Raw genomic sequence first — 17,083 nt, 5'->3', positions numbered from 1 at the left:
GGCTGGACGGTTCAGGCCGCCAGCAGGCGCCGGCGCAGACGGTCGCTGAGATCTTCTCCCACCAGTGTGAGAAACCCATAGACCGCCACCAGGGCGATCAGCTCATCAAGGGCGAAGGAGCTGAGGGCTTCCATCAGCAGACTGCCCAGTCCTGCCGCCCCCACCAGCCCCACCACCACGGTTTCGCGCAGGATCACGTCGGCCCTGTAGGCGCCATAGGCCAGGTAGGAGCGGGCCAGGGCGCTGTAGCGGCCATACAGCAGGGCCAGCCGCGCCCCGCTGCCGGCCTGGGCCAGGGCCCGCTCCGCGCCGGTGTCGGCCGATTCCCCCGCCTCCAGCAGCAGACGGCCCAGCACACCGAGGTTGTGGAAGGCCAGCGCCAGGGCGGCGGTCACCACCCCCGGTTGCAGCACGAACAGCAGCAGCAGGGCGGTGAGCGGTGGCGGCCAGAGCCGGCCCAGGGCCCAGATCCCCTGCAGCAGGAGCCGCCCCAGGGGCCAGGGGGCCACCAGCAGGAGCAGCAGGGGTGCGGTGCCGACCGCCAGGGCGGCCGCCAGCAGTGTGAGCCCCACGGTGGTCGCCACCAGTCGGAACCAGGGCAGGGCCAGCACCGCCGGCCAGTCGGCCACCAGGGGAGGCGGCGCCTGCAGGTCCAGCAGCTGGCCAGGATGCACCCCCAGGGCCACCGCCACCCCCGCCAGCAGCGGCAGCAGGGCCAGCAGGGCCAGCAGCACCTCCCGTCCGCCCCGCCCGACTCCAGCGGCCCCCAGCCCGAAACGGGCGGGCATGCCCCAGCGCCGCCTCAGGCTCCGCAGCCCCCCCTCCAGGGCGAGCATCACCAGCAGCAGCAGCCACAACCCCGTCCAGAGTTCATGAAACTGCAGCGACTGCAGCGTCAGCCTCAGATCGGTGCCCAGACCCCCCAGTCCGAACACACCCAGCAGGGTGGCGCTGCGCAGGGCGCACTCCAGCCGGTAGCCGCCGTAGCTGATCACCCCGGGCTGCAGGGCGGGCCCGAGGGCGGTGAGCAGGGCGGCGGGGGCCGGGGCGCCGGCGAGCCGCAACCCCACCAGTCCCTTGGTGGGCAGGGCGTCGAGCAGGTCGGCCACCACCCGCGCCACCAGGGCGGCGTAGGGGATGGCGATCGCCACCACCGCCACCGCCGGCTGCAGCCCCACCAGCTGGAGCAGCAGCAGCCCCCAGAGCAGCTCGTGGATCGACCGGGGCACCGCCAGCAGCCGGCGGATCCCCTCCGCAGGCCAGGCGCTGCCGATGCCGATGCTCCAGACGGTCCGGGAGCTCAGCAGGCCCCCCAGCACCCCCAGCGCCAGGCTCAGCGTCCAGCTCAGGAGGGCGATGCCCACTGTGACGCCCAGGCCGTTCAGGGCCGATCCCAGCACCAGCGGATCGAGGGAGGGCGTCAGCGCCGCCAGGGCAAACCGGCCGATCAGGGCCCAGCCACCCCCGTGCACGAGTCCGGGCAGGACAGCCAGCAGCGGCAGCCAGACCAGGGCGGGCAGGAGCACCAGCAACGGTGCGGCGGGCCGCAGCCAGGCCCGCCGGTGGCCCAGGGCCAGGCTCATGGACCCGACCGGTAGAGGGCCTCGAGCCAGCCGGCTTCAAGGGCCGCTGGGGGGGCGTCCAGCACCAGCCGGCCCTGACGCAGTGCCACCACCCGGTCGAAACCATCGAGCAGATCGGGGCGGTGCAGGCTGAGCAGCAGGGCCCGGCCCGGCCCGGCCTGGGCCAGCAGCAGCGCCAGTAGCTCCAGGGCCAGGCGGGGATCCAGGTGGGCCAGGGGTTCATCGGCCAGCAGCAGGTCGCTCTCCTGCCGCAGCAGCCGCGCCAGGGCCAGCCGTTGCCGCTGGCCGCCCGAGAGGGCCGTGACCGGCTGCGCCAGCAGGCCGGCCTCAAGATCCACCGCGGCCAGGGCGGCGGCGTTGGCCGCAGTCTCGAGCGGCAGCAGCAGGTTGAGCACCGCCTTCGGCCAGCCCCAGCTCGCCAGACGGGCGGCATTGAGGTTCTGTTGCACGGTGAGTTCCTCGATCAGGCGCAGGTCCTGCCAGAGGGTGCCGATGCGGGCCTGCTGGCGGCGCCGGCGCCGCCGGTTGCGCGCCGGCGGCTGTCCGTGCCAGAGCACCGTCCCCACGGCGGGGGCCAGCAGGCCGTTGGCCACCGCCAGCAGGGTGCTCTTCCCCGCTCCGCTCGGACCCACCAGGGCCACCCGTTCGCCCGGCTGTAGCCGCAGGGACACCCCCTCCAGCCGGGGCGCGCTGCGACCGGGCACGGTAATGCCCTCCAGGGTCAGAACGGCCCGATCGTCCCGGGCGCTCAGCACGGGGCTCCGGCCGGTTGGATCAGCTGGATCGCCCCTCGGCCAGCCGTTGCTCCAGCTGCTTCAGCAGAGTGAGCCGCTGGGCCGGATCCCCCACCAGCTGCAACTGGCCGCTGCCGGGCCACCAGTTCAGCCGAAGGTTGGTCTCCGCGTCGTCGACCACGAACATCTCGAAGCTGCCCTCGTGCACCCAGTGGCCCCGCTGGCCGAGACCCGCGACGAGGGCCTGGAGCTCCTCCAGGCTGCCCTTGAACTCCATGGCGCTGCCGGCACGAACTGCCAGGGTAGGGGCCGCCGGTGGTCCCGCTCAGCGGATCTTGCCCACCTGGCGTCCCACGGCCTCGATGGCCTCGTACTGCGCGTTGGTGGCGGGTACGAACGTTTTGGCACCAAACAGCTCCAGGATCTGGGCCTGGCGGGGATCCTTGGGGTTGAGGCCGGTGAAGGCCTGCTCCAGCCGTTGGGTGAAGCCCTCGCCGTAGTCCTTGTCGAGGCCGGGCTGCACCACCCAGGTGTAGTTGGCGTAGCCCGGGGTGCGCCAGAGCTCCACCACCTTCGTGGTGTCCACCTTGCCCTCCTCGATCCGGCTGCGCCACACCTGCTCGTTCACCACGCCGGCGTCGTAGGTGCCGCTCTGCACCAGGGCGATCAGGGCGTCGTGGCTGCCGCTGAAGCCCGGGTTGCCGCCGGCGAAGTCGCCCAGCTGCACCCCCGCCTGGTTGAGGAAGTACTGGGGCATCAGCCGGCCGGAGGTGGAACTCTCCGAGCCGAAGGTGAAGCGCTTGCCCTTGAGTTGCTGCAGGTCGCTCTGGGCGCTGAAGGGCTTGAGGCCGCTGTTCGGGTTGGCGATGAACACGCTGTGGAAGGAGCGGTCGATGTCGCGCTGGGCCAAGGCGCGGGCGCCGGGCTTCTGCAGCCAGGCCTGCACGCCGGTGAGGCCGCCGAACCACACCAGATCCAGGTCGCCGGTGCGGAAGGCACTCACGGCTGCGGTGTAGTCGGTGACGGGCACGAACTGCACGGGCACCTTGAGCTGCTCGCTGAGCTCTTCGGCCACCAGGCTGTAGAGGCGGTTGAGTTTCTCGGGGTTCTGATCGGGGATGGCGCCCATGCGCAGCACCCGTTTCTCGTTGGGCCGGGCGGCCTCACTGTTGCTGCCGTTCGGGGCTGTGGCGCCTTCGGGGCGGGGGGTGCAGGCCGTTGGCAGCAGGCCGATCAGGAGGAGGCCGGCAAGCGCAACGGCCCAGCGTTCTCGGGTGGTCAAGGGTCCAGGAGAGGCAACGACCCGATGATCCTGCCCTCCCGTCCTCAGGCCCCTCGTCAGAGCGCCGCGAAGAAGCGCTCCAGGCGCTGCAGGCCATCCTCGATCGCCGCCGGGGAGGCGGCGCAGGAGAGGCGGATGCAGCGATCGTCGCCGAAGGCCACGCCGGGCACCACCGCCAGCCCCACCCTGTCGAGCAGGCGGTCGCAGAGGGTCATGGAGTCGAGCCCGCAGGCGCTCACATCCGGGAAGGCGTAGAAGGCGCCCTGGGGCTCGGGCAGGGTGACTCCGGGGAGGCGGCGCAGGCCCTCGCTGAGCAGGCTGCGCCGGCGGTTGAACTCAGCCGCCATGGCCTGCACACAGTCGCGCGGGCCTTGCAGGGCGGCCAGGGCGCCGAACTGGGCGAAGCTGCAGACGTTGCTGGTGGACTGGCTCTGCAGGGCCGAGGCGGCTTTGATCACCGGTTCGGCGCCGGCCAGCCAGCCGACCCGCCAGCCGGTCATGGCCCAGCCCTTGGCAAAGCCGTTGACGATGAAGATCCGATCGGCCAGGTCGGGGGCCACGGCGGCCAGGCTGTGGTGGACCAGGCCGGGAGCGAGCAGGGATTCGTAGATCTCATCGCACACCACGGCCACCCGGGGATGGCGCCGCAGCACCGCGGCCAGCTGCTCCAGTTCGCCGCGGCTGATCACGATGCCGGTGGGATTGCCGGGGCTGTTCAGCACCAGCAGCCTGGTGGCTGGGCTGATCGCCTGCTCCAGCTGCTGGGGGTCGAGCCGGAAACCAGCGGCGGCCTCACAGGGCAGCAGGGTGACGCTGGCTCCGGCCAGGCGGGCCATCTCGGGGTAGCTCAGCCAGTAGGGGGCCGGCAGCAGCACCTCATCGCCGGGGTCGAGCAGCACCTGGAACAGGTTGAACAGGGCCTGCTTGCCGCCGTTGGTGACCAGCACCTGGCCACTGCCGGTGGGCACCCCGTTCTCCTGGCTGAGCTTGCTGGCGATGGCCTGCCGCAGGGCGGGCTCCCCGGCGGCGGGGCCGTAACGGGTGTGGCCCGCTTCGAGGGCCTGGGCCGCCGCCTGGCGGATGAAGGCGGGGGTGTCGAAGTCCGGTTCGCCGGCACTGAGGCTGCAGATGTCCTGGCCGTCGGCCTTCAACTGCCGCGCCTTGGCGGCGATGGCGAGGGTGAGGGAGGGCTGCAGAGCCCGGGCCCGCTGGGAGAGCTGGAGGGCTTCCGTCCGGGGCTGAAGCGGCGGCGCCGTGGAATCGAGGGAGGGGTGGAGCGGAGCGGCCATCGTCAGGGCCGTCGTCGGGGCCACAGCGGCCAACATCCCAGGGTTCGGCATCGGCGTTGGGCCGGCATTTGGTGAGCTCGGCTACATCAAGAGGCCATCCTGCAACACCCTTCCCCTGCCGAGAGGTTCGAGCTGGCACGAAACCCCCTGTTTTGTCCAGCTCTGTCACAGGATGGCCACGCCCGTTCCCTGCCTTGCCGCCCATGACCGGAGAGGCCCAGCAGCCGGATCTCTTCAGCTGGAGCGCACCCACCGCAGGCGAAGCCGGCCCGCTGGGGCTGGATGAGCTGGCGGCCGCCTGCGGCGCCTGCCGCCGCTGCGGCCTGGCGGCGGGCCGCCAGCAGGTGGTGGTGAGCCGCGGCAACCCCGCCGCCCGCCTGATGGTGATCGGCGAGGGCCCCGGCGCCCAGGAAGACGCCAGCGGCCAGCCCTTCGTGGGCCGGGCCGGCCAGTTGCTCGATCAGATGCTCGCCAGCGTGGGCATCGATTCCAACCGTGATGCCTACATCGGCAATGTGGTGAAGTGCCGCCCTCCCGAGAACCGCAAACCGAGCGGGGCGGAGATGGCCGCCTGTCTGCCGTGGCTGGAGCGCCAGATCGCCCTGGTGGATCCCGGCGTGATCCTGCTGGCCGGCGCCACGGCCATGGAGGGGGTGCTGGGGGTGAAGGGAGGCATCACGCGGCTGCGCGGCCAGTGGCGCCAGGGCCGCGATGGGGTGCTGCAGGGGCGCTGGCTGATGCCGATCTTTCACCCCTCCTATCTGCTGCGCAATCCCTCCCGGCAGCAGGGCAGCCCCAAGTGGCTCACCTGGCAGGACCTCCAGGACGTGCGCCGCCGCCTCGACCAGCTGGCGCGCTGACCCGCCGGTTGAGGCCTCTCCTGTGACAGGCTTTGGCCACCCTCCGGCCCTCCGCCATGACCGGTACTCTGGCTCGCCCCGACGCCGCCGCCCAGTCGGCGGGCCTCCCCGCCGACTGGGCCAGCAACCCCCGCTACGACACCCTGATCCGGCGCCGCAAGACCCGCAGTGTGCGGGTGGGCGACGTGTGGGTGGGCAGCGAGCACCCGGTGGTGGTGCAGTCGATGATCAACGAGGACACCCTCGACATTGAGGGCGCCACGGCCGGCATCCGCCGCCTGCACGAGGCGGGCTGCGAGATCGTGCGGCTCACGGTGCCCTCCCTGGCCCATGCCAAGGCGGTGAAGGAGATCCGCCAGCGCCTGGAAGACACTTATCAGCCGGTGCCACTGGTGGCGGATGTGCACCACAACGGCATGAAGATCGCCCTGGAGGTGGCCCAGCACGTTGACAAGGTGCGCATCAACCCGGGGCTGTATGTGTTCGACAAGCCCGATCCCCACCGCACCGAATTCACCCCTGAGGAGGTGGCGGCGATCGGCCAGCGCATCCAGGCCACGCTCGAGCCGCTGGTGAGCCTGCTCAAGGAGCAGGACAAGGGCCTGCGCATCGGCGTGAATCACGGCTCCCTGGCCGAGCGGATGCTGTTCACCTACGGCGACACGCCCCTGGGCATGGTGGAGAGCGCCATGGAGTTCATCCACATCTGCGACCGCCTCGACTTCCACAACATCGTGGTGTCGATGAAGGCGTCGCGGGCGCCGGTGATGCTGGCCGCCTATCGGATGATGGCTGACCGCATGGACGCCGAGGGCTTCCACTACCCCCTGCACCTGGGCGTCACCGAGGCCGGTGATGGCGACTACGGCCGCATCAAGAGCACCGCCGGCATCGCCACCTTGCTGGCCGAGGGCCTGGGCGACACGATCCGGGTGTCGCTCACCGAGGCACCGGAGAAGGAGATTCCTGTCTGCTATTCGATCCTGCAGGCCCTGGGCCTGAGGAAAACGATGGTGGAGTACGTGGCCTGCCCCAGCTGCGGCCGCACCCTGTTCAACCTGGAGGAGGTGCTGCACGTGGTGCGCAACGCCACCGCCCACCTCACCGGCCTCGACATCGCCGTGATGGGCTGCATCGTCAACGGCCCCGGCGAGATGGCCGACGCCGACTACGGCTACGTGGGCAAGACGCCGGGCACCATCTCCCTCTACCGCGGCCGCGACGAGATCCGCCGGGTGCCGGAGGCCGAGGGGGTGGAGGCCCTGATCGCCCTGATCAAGGAGGACGGCCGCTGGGTGGATCCCTGATCGCCCGCCCGCTCGTCCCGGCAGGTCCGCCACCCCGGATGGCCCCATCCGGACGCGCCTCGAACCGGTTTCCCCGCCTCGCCTCCCCCCCGGATGCGGGCTAGCTTGAAACAACAATCCAGCTCCATGGGGACACAGCCAATGGCCAGGGGTCGCACCGGCATCCTTCTTCTGGCTGGTCTCGGCGCCTGTGCCACGGCGGTGGTCACGGGGGGGGAATGGCTGATGGCGCCCAGCGCCGCCTCCCTGATCAGCGACAGCCCCAAGGAGGTGATGGATCAGGCCTGGCAGATCGTCTTCCGCGACTATCTCGACACCACCGGCACCTACACACCGGAGCAGTGGCGCAAGCTCCGCCGTGACCTGCTGGCCAGGAGTTATGGCAGCACCAAGGAAAGTTATGAGGCGATCCGGGGCATGCTCGGCACCCTCGATGATCCCTACACCCGCTTCATGGATCCGCGGGAGTTCAAGGAGATGCAGATCGACACTTCCGGAGAACTCTCCGGGGTGGGAATCCAGCTCAGCCTTGACAAGGACACCAAGGAACTGATGGTGGTCTCCCCCATCGACGGATCGCCGGCCTCCAGGGCCGGGGTCCAGCCGAAGGACGTGATCGTCGCGATCGACGGCAAGAGCACCAAGGGGATGACCACCGAGGACGCCGTCAAGCTGATCCGCGGGCAGGCCGGCTCCGAGGTCACCCTGCAGCTGCGCCGCAAGGGTCAGCTGGTCACCGTGCCGCTCACCCGCGCCCGCATCGAGCTCCATGCGGTGGAGCACCAGATCAACACCGGCCCCGATGGGCTCAAGATCGGCTACATCCGGCTGAAGCAGTTCAACGCCAACGCCGCCAAGGACATGCGGGCCGCCCTGCGCGACCTGGAGGGCCAGCAGGTCGACGGCTATGTGCTCGATCTGCGCAGCAACCCGGGTGGCCTGCTGATGGCGAGTGTGGAGATCGCCCGCCAATGGCTCGACGAGGGCATCATCGTCTCCACCCGGACCCGTGACGGCATTCAGGACGTGCGCCGCGCCAACGGCCGCGCCCTCACCAAGGCCCCGGTGGTGGTGCTGGTCAACGAAGGCTCCGCCAGTGCCAGTGAGATCCTCTCCGGCGCCCTGCAGGACAACAAACGCGCCACCCTGGTGGGCCAGAAGACCTTCGGCAAGGGGCTGGTCCAGTCGGTGCGGGGGCTCTCGGATGGCTCCGGCATGACCGTGACCATCGCCAAGTACCTCACCCCCAGTGGCCGCGACATCCACAAGCACGGCATCGATCCCGATGTGCCCGTCAAGCTGAGCGAGCAGGACGCCCTCAAGCTGCGCCTTGAGGACATCGGCACCAGCAAGGATCCCCAGTACCGGGTGGCCGAATCCACCCTGATCCAGCGGCTCCGCCAGGTGGGTGCGGCCGGCACCACCTACCGGCCCGGCACCGCCAATCTGCCGGCGGCTCTGGCCACGCCCTGATCCGGCCACGACGGGATCAGCGGTCCACGTCCCCCTGGTCCTTCGGCTGGGCCAGCTCCCGCAGCAGGGTCGTCAGCTCCTCGGGGAGGCTGAGCCGCAGCCCGTCGTTGCTCAGGTGCAGATCCCGCTGGGGGAACGGAATCGTGATTCCCTCCTGCCGCAGCACCGCTTCGATGCGGACATTGAGATCGCTGATGATCTGGTACTGGTGGGTGGGCTGGCCGATCCAGACCAGCAGCTGGAACTCTAGGGCGCTGTCGGCGAATCCCTTGAAGAGCACGCTGGGGGCGGGGGCCGCCAGGATGGCCGGATCGTTGAGGCAGGTCTGCAGCAGCGCCGCTTTCACGGCCAGGGGATCGGAGCCATAGGCCACGCCCACCGGCACCACCAGCCTCGAGACCGGGCTGCCGTGGCTCCAGTTCACCACCCGGGATTCGAGGAACTCGGAATTGGGAACGATGATCGAAATCCGATCGAGAGTGACCACCTCCGTGCTGCGCAGATTGATGCGCCGCACCGTTCCCTGCAGATCGCCGATCTCCACGAAGTCGCCCACCTGAACCGGCCGCTCGAAGATGATCACCAGCCCGCTGACGAAGTTCTTGGCGATGCCCTGCAGGCCGAGACCCACCCCCACGCCGAGGACGCCGGCGAACAGGGTGAGGGAACTCAGGTTCAGCCCCCAGAGCTGCAGCAGCACCAGGCTGCCGATGAACAGCAGTCCGTACTGGACCAGGAAGGCGATCGTCTCCTGGCCCGCCACTCCGATCCCCGTGTAACCCAGCACCCGGCTGCGCAGCAGCCGCTGCAGCAGGCCCACCAGGCGGGTGAGGGCGATGAACAGCGCCAGCAGGATGAAGGCGTCGATGATCGAATAGTTGCGCTCCCCCAGCCGCAGGAACGGCGAGGAGAGGCCGTCCCAGAGGGCATCGATCACCCGGCTGGTCCAGATGCGGGTGAGGGGAAACAGTCCGGCGATGATCCCCAGGGCCGTCAGCCAGACGGCGCCCTGCAGGGCCCGCAGGGCCGCCCGCAGCAGAAAGCGCAGACCCTGGGTCCGGTACGTGGCCTCCGGATCGCCGGATCGCTCGGCCAGCAGGCGCCGGAACAGCCGCCGCCAGACCAGGGCCAGGGCCCGCTGGAGTACCGCGGCGAGCAGCATCCAGGCCAGGGCCAGCCCCAGCCGGCGACGGACCTCCTGGGGCTGTCGCTCCCGGCGGGCGTTCTCCAGGGCAGCGCTGAGGGTGCGGCGCCAGTTCTCGGCCTGCTGGTCCGGGCTCAGGCCTTCCGGGGTGTCCCGGCGGGTCACCGTGAGCAGGGGTTTGCCGCTGAGGTGGAGCACCGGCAGGTTGTTGCGCTCCTCCACCGTGACCGGCGCCAGCCCACCGGCATCGGCCAGCCGCTGGAGGGCTTGGTTGACCCCATCGACCCGCTGGTCGGCGCTGTAGTCGTTGGAGGCGCGTACCCGGAAGAGTGGACGGCCGTCGAGTTCCACCTCGGCGGAGGGGCTGGGGGGCTCCGGGGCGGCGCCCAGGGGGAGGGTCGGCCCCAGTCCAAATATCCCGAGCAGGAGCAGCAGCAGGGCCAGGGGCACCAGGGTCCTGACCCACCACCGGACCACCGTTGACGGCCGGTGGTGGGTGCGTCGGGGCCGTGGGTGATCTGGCCGCGCCATGGTCAAATGCCCTCAGGTGGCCGAGCCCCGGAAACCGGGGACCCGCCGGCCGAGTCTGGATCCGGGTGACGCCGGTTGCCCGGCGCTCAGGCCACCGGCTGCATCAGACCGCCACCGGGGTTGGAGTCGTCATCGTCGTTTTCCTGGTCCTCCTGGAAGAGGGCGAACAGACCGAGAGCCACCATGCTGATCAGGGCCGAGACCACCCCGAAACCGCCGGGAAGACCTGCTTCCCATCCCGTCGCCCCTGCACCGACCAGTTCGCCCATGGTGTTCCGCCGTTTCGGGAAGTGTAACGAACTTTTGCGGAACGGAGACAACCGGATCGAGGACGTGCACGTGCAGATCCCCGCCCCCAGGCCGCGGCGCGGCTTCAGACCACCAGCACTGCTGCGTCCGCCTGCCGCTGCTCGGTTTGCCGCTGCTCCGCGGTGATCCCATCCCCAGCGGGAATCTGGCCGGCCATGGCGCTCAGCCAGGCCATCAGCTGTTCCAGCTGCTTCTCGATCGGCAGCCCCCCCAGCCCCCGCACCAGCACCCGGGCGATGCTCCCGCTACCGCCCTGGTACACGAGCCGGCCGTGCAGATGGGGCGGCAGACCCTGGCGCAGCAGGCGGAAGGCCGGTTCCTCCATCGGCGTGTCCAGCGCGATGTTGGGCTTCTCCGGGCGGATGCGGGAGAAGCCGCAGCGTCGGGCCAGCAGTTTGAGCTCCATGAGCTGCAGCAGGCTGTTCACCGGGGCCGGCAGGGCGCCGTAGCGGTCGATCCAGTCGGCGGCGAGCTGGAGCAGTTCGGCGCGGGTGTGGCAGTCGGCGGCCGCCCGGTAGGCGGCCATCTTCTCGTCGCTCTCGGTGATCCAGTCGGCCGGAATGAAGGCGGTGATCGGCAGATCGATCTGGGCCTCGTCCACCGTGGGGATGTCCTGGCCCTGGATCTCCGCCAGCGATTCCTGCAGCATCTCCATGTAGAGGTCGAAGCCGATCACCTCCATCTGGCCGCTCTGCTCCACCCCCAGCAGATTGCCGACGCCGCGGATCTCCATGTCGCGCATGGCTAGCTGGTAGCCACTGCCGAGCTGGGCGAACTCCTGGATCGCCCGCAGCCGCTGCCGCGCCGCTTCGCTCAGCGACGCATCCCCCGGATAGAACAGCCAGGCATGGGCCTGCACGCCACTGCGGCCCACCCGACCGCGCAGCTGGTAGAGCTGGGCGAGGCCGAACTTGTGGGCATCCTCCACCAGGATCGTGTTCACCCGCGGGATGTCGAGGCCGCTCTCGATGATCGTGGTGCAGAGCATCACGTCGGCCTCACCGGCGTTGAAGGCCACCATGGCGCTTTCCAACTCCCCCTCCGGCATCTGGCCGTGGGCCACCTGCAGCTTCAGGCCCGGCAGCATCTCCCGGAGCGTGCCGGCCACCTCCTCGATGCCCTCCACCCGCGGCACCACGTAGAACACCTGGCCGCCGCGGTCGAGCTCCTGGCGGATGGCGCTGCGCACCGCCTCCTCGTCGCGGGCGGCCAGATGGGTCTTGATCGGCCGGCGCAGGGGTGGCGGAGTGGTGATCAGGCTCATCTCCCGCACCCCGGAAAGGCTCATGTACAGCGTGCGGGGGATGGGAGTGGCCGAGAGGGTCAGCACGTCCACGTCCTTGCGCAGCGCCTTGATCTTCTCCTTCTGGCTCACCCCGAAGCGCTGCTCCTCGTCCACCACCAGCAGCCCGAGTTTGTCGAAGCTGGTGCCCTTGCCCAGCAGTTGGTGGGTCCCCACCACCACGTCCACGGTGCCGCCCCGGAGGCCGTCGAGGATGGTCCGGCGCTCGGCGGCGGTGCGAAACCGGTTGAGCAGGGCCACCTTGAGCGGGTAGGGGGCGAAGCGGTCGCTGAGGGTGCGCCAGTGTTGCTGGGCCAGCACGGTGGTGGGGGCCAGCAGGGCGCACTGCCGGCCGGCGGTGATGGCCTTGAAGATGGCCCGGATCGCCACCTCGGTCTTGCCGAAGCCCACGTCACCGCAGACCAGCCGGTCCATCGGCCGGGGCTTCTCCATGTCCCGCTTCACCTCGGCGATCGCCCGCAGCTGATCCGGGGTCGGCTCGTAGGGGAAGGAGTCCTCCAGCTCCGGCTGCCAGGGACTATCGGCCGGGAAGGCGAAGCCCGGGGCCTGGTGGCGCTCGGCGTAGAGCTTGACCAGATCCAGCGCCACCTTGCGCACGGCCTTGCGGGCCCTCTCCTTGGCCCGGCTCCAGGCCACCCCGCCCATGCGGTTGAGTTCCGGCGGGGTGTCGGTGCTGGCCCGGAACCGGCCCAGGCTGCCCAGTTGATCGGCGGCCACCCGCAGCAGACCGTCGGCGTACTGCACGGCCAGGTAATCGCGGGACTCGCCGCTGATCGCCAGCTTCTCCAGCCCCAGGAAGCGGCCGATGCCGTGGTTGCGATGCACCACGAAGTCGCCCGGCCGCATCTTGTTCGGATCCACCGTGCGGCTGGCCGCCTTGCGCCGCCGCCGTATGAAGCCCGAGGCCGCCAGGCTGCTCTGCCCGAACACCTCCCGGTCGGTGAGCAGCACCAGCTTCCAGGCCGGCAACTGCAGACCCTCCAGCTCAGCGGTGCCCTTGAGCTTGAGCGCCACGGGCGTGTTCTGGGCGATTAGCCGCTCGATCGCGGGAAAATCCTGGGGGTTGGGCACGAAGCGGCAGATGCAGTCGTGCTCCTCCAGCAGGGCCACGGTGCGGCTGGGCTGGGCTGACAACAGCCAGACCCTGGAGCGGTCCTGCTGGCAGCCCTTCACCACGGCGGCCAGGCGACCGAACTGGTTGGGATGGGCCGGCACCGACCGTCCGGCCAGATCGAAGCTGTTGGGGTGGGCGTCGCTCTCGTGCAGTTCGGCGAGGTCAAAACCGGCGAAGGCCTCCACCGCCTCCAGGGCCGTGGCCGGGGAGCGGTGCAGGCGGGCCGGCAGCTCCCCCGTCTGCTCCGTTGTCATCTCTGCGAGGTGATCGGCGGCATGGTCGAACCACTGCTGGCCGTGGGCCAGGCACTGGCGTCGCTCGTCCACGGCGATCAGGGTGGCGGCGGGCAGGTACTCGAGCAGGGAGGCGGGCTGGGACCAGGCCAGCCCCATCAACCGTCGCATCCCCTCGGGAGTGCCGCCCTCCAGCAGCTGCTCGAGCGCCTCGGGGCTCAGCAGGTCGTCGAGGCCGTCGGGCATCCTTTCCCGCAGGGCGTCGGCCACCAGCGGGCCGTAGCCGGTGGGGGTGAGCCGCACCGCCTCGATCGGATCGAGGGAGCGCTGGCTGGCGGGATCGAACTCCCGCAGTTTCTCGAGGCTGTCACCGAAGAACTCCAGCCGCACCGGCAGCTCGGCGCTGACCGGGAACAGATCGACGATGTCGCCGCGGCGGCTCCAGCTGCCCTCCTGCTCGATCGTGGGCACCCGCTCGTAGCCGAGCCGGCTCAGCCGCTCGGCCAAGGCCTCGAGGTCCACCGTGTCGCCCTTGCGCAGGCTGAGGCACTGGGCGGTCAGGGCGGCCGGCGGGGGCAGGTGGGGCTGCAGGGCCCGCTCGGTGGCCACGATCGCTCCGCGCCACTGGCCCCCCTCCACCAGCTCGCTGAGCACCTGAAGCTGTCCCCAGGTGATCTCGCTCGTGGGATCGAAGGGTTCGTAGGGGGAGCCCTCGCTGGTGGGGTAGAGGGCGGCGCTGGGCCAGCCCATCAGGTCGAGCAGGGCGCTCCAGCGGCCCGCCTCCTCCAGGGTCGGCACCACCACCAGCAGCGGTCCCCCGGCCAGCCGGGCCAGGGCGCTGGCGATCAGGGCCCGTGCCGCCCGGCCGGCGCCACTCAGCCGCAGCCGCTGCGGCCGGCGGCTGCGCTCCAGCACCTCACCGGTGAGGGGCACCTGCTCCAGCTGGCGCACCAGGGCGGTGAGGGGCATCGGACGGGGCGGCACGGACGAATGCCGATCTTCGCAACCGGCCGTCGCCTGCGGCGCGATACTGCCTGACCCCATCGCCCCATTGCCGGTGCCAAGGCCTCCGGTCGCAGCGCCTGGACGGCTTCTCATCTGCGCCCTGGCGGGTCTGCTGGGCGCCGCCGGCCTCGGTGTGGCCTCCCTGGCCCTGCTCCGCCCCTTCCCCCGCGATCCCGACACGCTCGCGGCCCTGCAGGTGCTGCCCGAACCGCTGCGGGAGGCACTGTTGTCGCAGCGGCCCGCCCCACCGCAGCGGGGGGAGCAGGTGCTGACGCCAGCGGGTCTGCCCGAGCTGTTCGCCCGGCTGGAGGAGGCTGATCGCAGCTGGATCCCCCGGGCCGAGCGGCAGCCGGATGGATCCACCCGGTATCTCTACCGGCGTCGCCTCGACGAACCGCTGCTCAGCCTCGACCAGATCCGGCAGCTGATGCGCGAGCCGCCGACCCATGCCGAGGAGCGTCGGGCCATCGCCACGCTCGTGGACGGGCTGCAGCGGGTGGGGGTTCAGGTGGTGATCGGACCACCGCGCAAGCGGGGGGCTGCCGGGGAGTGGGATCCCGGCGCGCGCACGATCCGCATGGGCGAGGCGGTGGTGGAGAAGGGGTCTCTGGAGTTCGCCCGGGTGCTCAACCACGAGACGATCCATGTGGCCCAGAGCTGCCGGACGGGTGGGCTGGTGGCGCGGCCCCGGCCCCTCGGGCTCTCCACCGTGCTGAATTCGGCCGGGCAGCGCTATCTGGAGGATCCCGTCTATGCCCGTGCCGGTGCCCTCGAACTGCGCCTGGAGCGCGAGGCTTATGCCAATCAGACCAACCTCCAGCTGGGTCCGGGGCTGCTGCTCTCGGAGTGCCACTCCCCCCGCTGAGGGGTCTCAGGGGGCGCCGGCGGCCAGCCCAGGCTGCGCCGACGGATCGCCGCCCCGCCCCAGGGCGTCGCCCAGCAGGCCGTTGAAGCGCGCCAGTTCCTCGTCCCCCAGCAGCTGGCGGCTGCTGCGGCCGAACTGCCGCTGCAGGACGGCGCGGCCCTCGGCGGCACCCCAGCCCAGCTGGGCCAGCAGCCGGTCGCTCGCCTCCAGCAGATCGGCCCGGCGCAGGGGCGCCGGAGCCGTGGCCGGATCGGCGCCGGCGGCCAGGCTCCTGAGGACACTCCGGTAGGCGATCAGGTCGGCATAGCGGATCAGCCGGCTGCGGCTCGGGTGGCCGAAAACCCGCCCCAGATAGAGGGCCTCCTGCTCCCGGGCCCAGCCCAGACGCGCCAGTTCCAGATCCAGCTCGGCCAGCTCCTCGCTCCAGTCCTCGGGGTCGGCGGGGGCGTCGGTCGGCTCCGGGGGGGGCGGTGGCGGCGTGCTCCCGGCCGCGGCCGGCTCAGCGGCGGCCGCAACGGCCGCCGGCGCTGGGGTCGCCGTCCTCTCCAGCCGGCGGGGGCTGGCGGCCCCTGATCCCGCCGCCGGGCCCTCGCGGGCTCCAGGGTCCGGTGCCGGGCCCGCCCCACCGCCGAGCCGCTGCCGCAGCCGGGCGACGGCGCGGTCCTCGGCGGCCTCGGCCGTGGCCGCCTCCCCCAGGGACTGGCCCAGGCAGATGCCCTCCCGCCAGGCGCTCACCTCCACCACCCGCGCTCCGGCGTCGGCATGCACCAGTCGGGCCTGGAGCTGCATGGGCGAAGGGCGGACCAGGGAGTTTCTAGAGTGGCCCAGAGACGCGCCCGCCGCACATCCATGGAAGCGGAGTCGATCTCCTCCCTCACACCTCTGCTGGAGAGCGCGGACCAGTGGGGGGAGCTTCTGCTCCTGTTGCCCCTGCTGGTCGCCCTGGAGGCGGTGCTCTCCGCCGACAACGCCATTGCCCTGGCCGCCATCTCCCGGCGGCTGCAGGATCCGCTCCGGCAGCGGCAGGCCCTCAACCTGGGCCTGCTGCTGGCCCTGCTGTTCCGGCTCGGGCTGATCCTGCTGGCCCGCTGGGTGCTGAATCTCTGGCCGCTCCAGCTGGCCGCCGCCGCGTATCTGCTCTGGCTGAGCGGCACCAATCTGTGGCGACCCGCCGCCGCCGCCGCAGGCAGCCCAGCTCCGGCGACCCTCGAGGCGGAGGTGGAGCGGGAGGCGGTCCCGGGGGGGCCTTCCCCGCCGCTGGCCAGTGAGGACGGCCAGGCCCACGGCCTGCCGCCCTCCTCCGGTCTGGGACGGGTGGTGGCCACGCTGGCGCTCACCGATCTCGCCTTCTCCCTCGACAGCGTCGCCGCGGCGGTGGCGGTCAGCGATCGCCTCTGGCTGGTGATGACCGGCGGGGTGATCGGTGTCATCGCCCTGCGGCTCACCGCAGAACTGTTCATCCGCTGGCTGGCCATCTATCCGAATCTGGAGCGGGCCGGCTACCTGGCCGTGGGTCTGGTGGGGCTGCGCCTGCTGCTGCGGCTGGGTCTTCCCCAGCTCGTGCCGCCCGAGTGGACGTTGCTGCTGCTGGTGGGGACTCTCTTCCTCTGGGGATTCTCCCGTCGCCTGGTTCCCGAGACCCATGAGGTGACCCCCTGAATCCGCTCCCCCAGCCCCCCCTCCGCGTCGAACTGCGTCAGGCGGGCAGCGACCGGCTGCTGGATCACCTCGATCTTCCCGATCTGGGATCCGTGCCCCAGCCGGGCCGCTGGCTGCTCCATGGGGAGCGCAGCTTCCTGGTGCTGCAGCGTCACCATCGGTATCAGCTGCGCAACGGGCGCTATGAACTCGCTGCGGTGGCACTGCAGGTCAAGCCCCAGTACCGTCCCGCGGATGCCCGCTGGTGGAACGGCCGCTGGGTGATCGGGGATCCCAGCTGCCGCTTCAACGCCCGCACCCCCCTGCTCCGCTGCGCGGTGCTCCCCGAGGGGCCCTGCGACCGCTGCTCTCACTACGGCCCGGCTGGCGGCTGATGCCCCACGCAGGTGGGG

The 17,083-nt window shown here is 71.0% G+C and carries 14 protein-coding genes; 6 read left to right on the top strand and 8 right to left on the bottom strand.

The window, feature by feature from the left end:
- Positions 1-11: 11 nt before the first annotated feature.
- From ACWJI7_RS02045 to ACWJI7_RS02025, 5 genes are read right to left on the bottom strand one after another with little or no spacing between them, the layout of a single operon-like run.
- Entirely contained in the window at positions 12-1,583 is a 1,572-nt protein-coding gene (locus ACWJI7_RS02045; RefSeq protein WP_479934871.1) for a phosphonate ABC transporter, read from the bottom strand.
- Positions 1,580-2,335: an ATP-binding cassette domain-containing protein gene (locus ACWJI7_RS02040; protein WP_479935136.1), complete on the bottom strand. Its 756-nt coding sequence runs from the start codon at positions 2,333-2,335 to the stop codon at positions 1,580-1,582. The genes ACWJI7_RS02045 and ACWJI7_RS02040 overlap by 4 nt, the downstream gene beginning before the upstream one ends.
- 22 nt (positions 2,336-2,357) lie before the next feature.
- Positions 2,358-2,594, bottom strand: a complete 237-nt coding sequence (locus tag ACWJI7_RS02035; RefSeq protein WP_479934869.1) for a hypothetical protein — start codon at positions 2,592-2,594, stop codon at positions 2,358-2,360.
- 48 nt (positions 2,595-2,642) lie between these two features.
- Positions 2,643-3,599, bottom strand: a complete 957-nt coding sequence (locus ACWJI7_RS02030; RefSeq protein ID WP_479934867.1) for a putative selenate ABC transporter substrate-binding protein — start codon at positions 3,597-3,599, stop codon at positions 2,643-2,645.
- Positions 3,600-3,655: 56 nt separating this feature from the next.
- Positions 3,656-4,924 carry a pyridoxal phosphate-dependent aminotransferase gene (locus ACWJI7_RS02025; RefSeq protein ID WP_479934865.1) on the bottom strand — a complete coding sequence of 423 codons (1,269 nt, stop codon included), beginning with the start codon at positions 4,922-4,924 and terminating at the stop codon, positions 3,656-3,658.
- A gap of 167 nt (positions 4,925-5,091) precedes the next feature.
- Here ACWJI7_RS02025 and ACWJI7_RS02020 point away from each other — a divergent pair, with 167 nt between their 5' ends.
- From ACWJI7_RS02020 to ACWJI7_RS02010, 3 genes are all read left to right on the top strand, one after another.
- On the top strand, positions 5,092-5,748 hold the full coding sequence (locus tag ACWJI7_RS02020) for a uracil-DNA glycosylase (protein WP_479934863.1): 657 nt from the start codon (positions 5,092-5,094) through the stop codon (positions 5,746-5,748).
- Positions 5,749-5,804: 56 nt separating this feature from the next.
- Entirely contained in the window at positions 5,805-7,055 is a 1,251-nt protein-coding gene (ispG, locus tag ACWJI7_RS02015; RefSeq protein ID WP_479934861.1) for a (E)-4-hydroxy-3-methylbut-2-enyl-diphosphate synthase, read from the top strand.
- A gap of 126 nt (positions 7,056-7,181) precedes the next feature.
- On the top strand, positions 7,182-8,528 hold the full coding sequence (locus ACWJI7_RS02010) for a S41 family peptidase (RefSeq protein ID WP_479934859.1): 1,347 nt from the start codon (positions 7,182-7,184) through the stop codon (positions 8,526-8,528).
- 16 nt (positions 8,529-8,544) lie between these two features.
- Here the strand turns inward: ACWJI7_RS02010 and ACWJI7_RS02005 are convergent, their stop codons facing one another.
- Entirely contained in the window at positions 8,545-10,122 is a 1,578-nt protein-coding gene (locus ACWJI7_RS02005; RefSeq protein WP_479934857.1) for a mechanosensitive ion channel family protein, read from the bottom strand.
- Between the two features lie 454 nt (positions 10,123-10,576).
- A complete protein-coding gene (gene mfd / locus ACWJI7_RS02000) occupies positions 10,577-14,131 on the bottom strand; it encodes a transcription-repair coupling factor (RefSeq protein ID WP_479934855.1) in 3,555 nt (1,184 codons plus the stop codon).
- A gap of 88 nt (positions 14,132-14,219) precedes the next feature.
- Between mfd and ACWJI7_RS01995 the strand changes: the two genes are divergently transcribed.
- Positions 14,220-15,032, top strand: a complete 813-nt coding sequence (locus ACWJI7_RS01995; protein ID WP_479934853.1) for a hypothetical protein — start codon at positions 14,220-14,222, stop codon at positions 15,030-15,032.
- Positions 15,033-15,038: 6 nt separating this feature from the next.
- On the opposite strand, the gene ACWJI7_RS01990 is transcribed toward ACWJI7_RS01995, so the two are convergent.
- The gene (locus tag ACWJI7_RS01990) at positions 15,039-15,821 is read right to left on the bottom strand and encodes a hypothetical protein (protein WP_479934851.1); all 783 of its coding nucleotides are present in this window, start codon (positions 15,819-15,821) and stop codon (positions 15,039-15,041) included.
- Between the two features lie 60 nt (positions 15,822-15,881).
- On the opposite strand from ACWJI7_RS01990, the gene ACWJI7_RS01985 reads away from it, so the two are divergent.
- Positions 15,882-16,691, top strand: coding sequence for a TerC family protein (locus tag ACWJI7_RS01985; protein ID WP_479934849.1), 810 nt, complete (start codon positions 15,882-15,884; stop codon positions 16,689-16,691).
- A complete protein-coding gene (locus ACWJI7_RS01980; RefSeq protein ID WP_479935134.1) occupies positions 16,688-17,065 on the top strand; it encodes a DUF6464 family protein in 378 nt (125 codons plus the stop codon). Before ACWJI7_RS01985 ends, ACWJI7_RS01980 begins: the two co-directional genes overlap by 4 nt.
- Positions 17,066-17,083 lie beyond the last annotated feature (18 nt).

Source organism: Cryptocyanus atlanticus LEGE 06306 (assembly GCF_056633155.1).
Note: the sequence above shows the minus strand (reverse complement) of the source record. Positions and strands in the feature narration are given on the sequence as shown.